Origin of the sequence: uncultured Cyclobacterium sp., assembly GCF_963976465.1 — a bacterium.
GTDB lineage: Bacteria > Bacteroidota > Bacteroidia > Cytophagales > Cyclobacteriaceae > Cyclobacterium.
Map to the genome: position 1 here is coordinate 1 of NZ_CAXBOC010000578.1, position 3,243 is coordinate 3,243.

At 40.3% G+C, this 3,243-nt stretch carries 2 protein-coding genes; both read left to right on the top strand.

The window, feature by feature from the left end; all coding sequences use genetic code 11:
• A partial coding sequence (gene porU, locus AAC037_RS22435) for a type IX secretion system sortase PorU (protein ID WP_339905761.1) occupies positions 1–2,729 on the top strand: 2,729 nt, incomplete at its 5' end.
• On the top strand, positions 2,726–3,243 hold a 518-nt coding region (locus AAC037_RS22440), incomplete at its 3' end, for a PorV/PorQ family protein (protein WP_339905763.1). The genes porU and AAC037_RS22440, both read left to right, overlap by 4 nt.

Here is a 3,243-nt window from a genome sequence, read left to right on the forward strand (position 1 = left end):
ATTTAATGGTGGCAGCCATATCATTAATACCTCATCCGGTCACCAAGGTAGAAGGCAGGGTACTTATGTGGGCGCAAACAATGGCTCAATCATTCGCTGAGAGCACCCTCACCTTTGCAACCAACAACCAGGTGATTGGTTCATCAGATATTTCTTCCATACCCAATAGTCGGTACGCAATAAAAGGAAGGGAAACAAACTTTGAAGCCGACTTCCCGACTACCGAAGGGAATACCCTTCAGGAAATAGTGCTTACTTATTCCTCAACTGATGCCAATGGGGCCGGCTACCTTAAGAACATTCTTTTAGCATATCCGTTTTCCTCCTCCCAGTTAACTGCCGGGATTTATTATAACCTTGACCTTTCCCCGTACCAAATCGAAACGGGCTTATCAGACATTTGGGATGTTGGAAATTTTTACGAGGTAAAAGAATTAAACAACTACGAACCACTAGCCGGCACGGTAAAAAAAATTGCAGTCTTTGACCAAAATAACACTTTAGAAATTGAGGAACCGGAAACAGTAATGTCACGGTCAGAACTCCTTTCAGGGGAGCCTGAGTTTATTATCATTACCAATGACTTGCTCTACAATCAGGCAAAAAGGCTTGCTGATTTCAAAAATTCCATGGGTTTAGCTACCGAACTAGTATTGACCAATGATATCTATGACAGTTACGGTTATGGCAACCCCGATATTTCCAGTATTAGAAATTTCCTTGCTGATTATTGGCACAGCACCAAACGCTTAAAAAATGTACTGTTTTTTGGGAAAGGAAGCTTTGACTACAAACATAAACTTGGCGGCAGACCTAATCTAGTCCCGACTTACAGCTCCCGAGTAAGTTTAAATCCACTGACAACCTACGGATCTGATGATTATTTTGGTTTTTTAGAAATTGGAGAGGGTGATTGGCTGGAAACACCGGAAGGGGACCATAAACTTAAAATTGGAGTCGGAAGGATCCCGGCCATCAATAGCAGAGAAGCAAAAATCGCTGTAGATAAAATCATCAGTTACCAAAATGGAAACCGAGGAGAGTGGAAAAAGAAACTTCTATTTATTGCAGATGATGGAGACAATAACGTTCACTTGAATGACTCAGAAAAACATACCGCTTTCCTATATGAACAGGCACCGGCATATGAACTTAGAAAACTATACTTGGACAATTTTCAACAAGAGGAAACCAACAATCTGCAAACAGCAACAGCAGCCAGAGAAACCCTTATTGAGGAAATAGAGGAAGGTGTTTTACTTCTAAATTATATTGGTCATGGAAACGAGCTTAATTTAACAGCTGAAGGGTTATTTAGTGTAAGTGATATTGAAGATTGGCCGGTGAGTACAAAATTTCCCATTATGGTTACTGCCACCTGTGAGTTTGGAAGACATGATAGTCCCTATATTCGCTCCGGGGCAGAGGAGCTTTTGCTGGCTGAGCAAAAGGGTGTCATCGCTATGCTTACCACCGGAAGACCGGTATTCAGCAGCATTAATTATGCATTAAACAAAGCATTCGTTGCTGCTGCCTTTACCCGGAATGAAGCCATCACCTTGGGTGAAATATTTAAAGAAACCAAAAACAATAGCTTAAACGGACCATTGAACCGTAATTTTTCACTGCTTGGAGACCCTTCACTAAAACTAGACATTCCCCTATATAAGGCAAGTGCAAAAGAATGGATAGAAGTGGACACCCAAATAACCACAGAGGAACTAAGTGGATTGAATCGGCTTGAATACAGTGGGAATATCGAAGACCCTATGACCGGTTCCCTTGTAAGTCAATTTGATGGCAGTTATGAAATAACCATTCATGGACCGGCGGAAGAAGTAGAAACTCTTGGAGATGAAAGCCCAAAAACCAACTATTTGGCCTATAATCAGCCTTTGTTCCGAGGAACCGGAGAAGTGGTTCAAGGTTTATTTAAAGGAGAAGTTTTACTTCCTTTTTTAGAGAATTTTTCCAATAGTGATTTTAGGATCAATCTATTTGCTATGGATGAGAGCCTCAATATAGAAGCTTTCGGTAGCACCAAGATTCCCTATCAAATAAAACCTATAGGGCATCAACCCGAAGAGGTCGGCCCTGAGATACAGTTATGGATAGCGGATAGTATAAAGAGTAAGACTAGCATCTCGTCTCGCAACGCCCCCATTTGGATTCAAGTATCGGATAATTCAGGCATACATACAATTGATGCAGCAGGTTTGACCCTTCAAATAAACGAAGGTGATCCAATTTCACTGATTGACCAATATCAAGCCATAGATGGGACCTATACTACCGGAAGGGTAAAAACCTGGGTTTATGAATTGAACGAAGGTGTTAACGATTTGGTCATTACAGCTAAAGACCAGTTGGGCAATAGCACAAAACAGCGAGAAAAGGTTGAGGTCCAAGGTAGTAAGCAACTAAAAATCGAAAATCTTTTGGTTTACCCAAACCCAGCTAGTGACCATGTTCATTTTAAGGTAATGCATAATCGCCTAGGAGAGACCCTTACTTTAGACCTTAGCATATTTTCTTTACAAGGAACTGAAATATTTTCTTATAAAGGACGTTTTCCAAAAGTTGAACGGTCAATAATAGACAGTCAATGGATATTTTTAAACAGTAATTCCAAAAATCTAATAAAAGGAACTTATCTTTACAATTTAAATTTATATTCTGAGGATGATGCAACTTCAGATATATTAGCAGGTAAAATCATTATTCAATGAAAGCAATTAAAAATAGTCTCCCCATTTTTACTTTTTTGTTGGCCTTCGGCTTCTTTCATGTCGAAACCAAAGCACAAAATTCCGTAGTCCTTTCCAGGCAAGACCCCAACAGGAGGGTGATCATTACGGCTGTTCCATTTTTAAACTTTGCGCCTGACAGTAGGCATTCTGCCATGGGAGACGTGGGAGTAGCGACTTCTCCGGATGCAAATTCCGCACATTGGAATGCAGGAAAACTGGCATTTATTGAGGATGATATGGGTTTTTCCCTGTCTTATTCTCCTTGGCTGGGTAGGCTAGTTCCTGATATGTCTCTCAATTATTTGACGGGTTACAAAAAAATAGATGATGTATCTGCTTTTGGCATAGACCTCCGATATTTCAATATGGGAGATATTGCTTTAACAGATGGTCAAGGTAATTCTTTGGGAGATTTTAGCCCCAGAGATATCGCCATAGGTGGTACTTATTCAAGAAAACTTTCAGATAACTTATCATTAGGGATCAGTGCAAG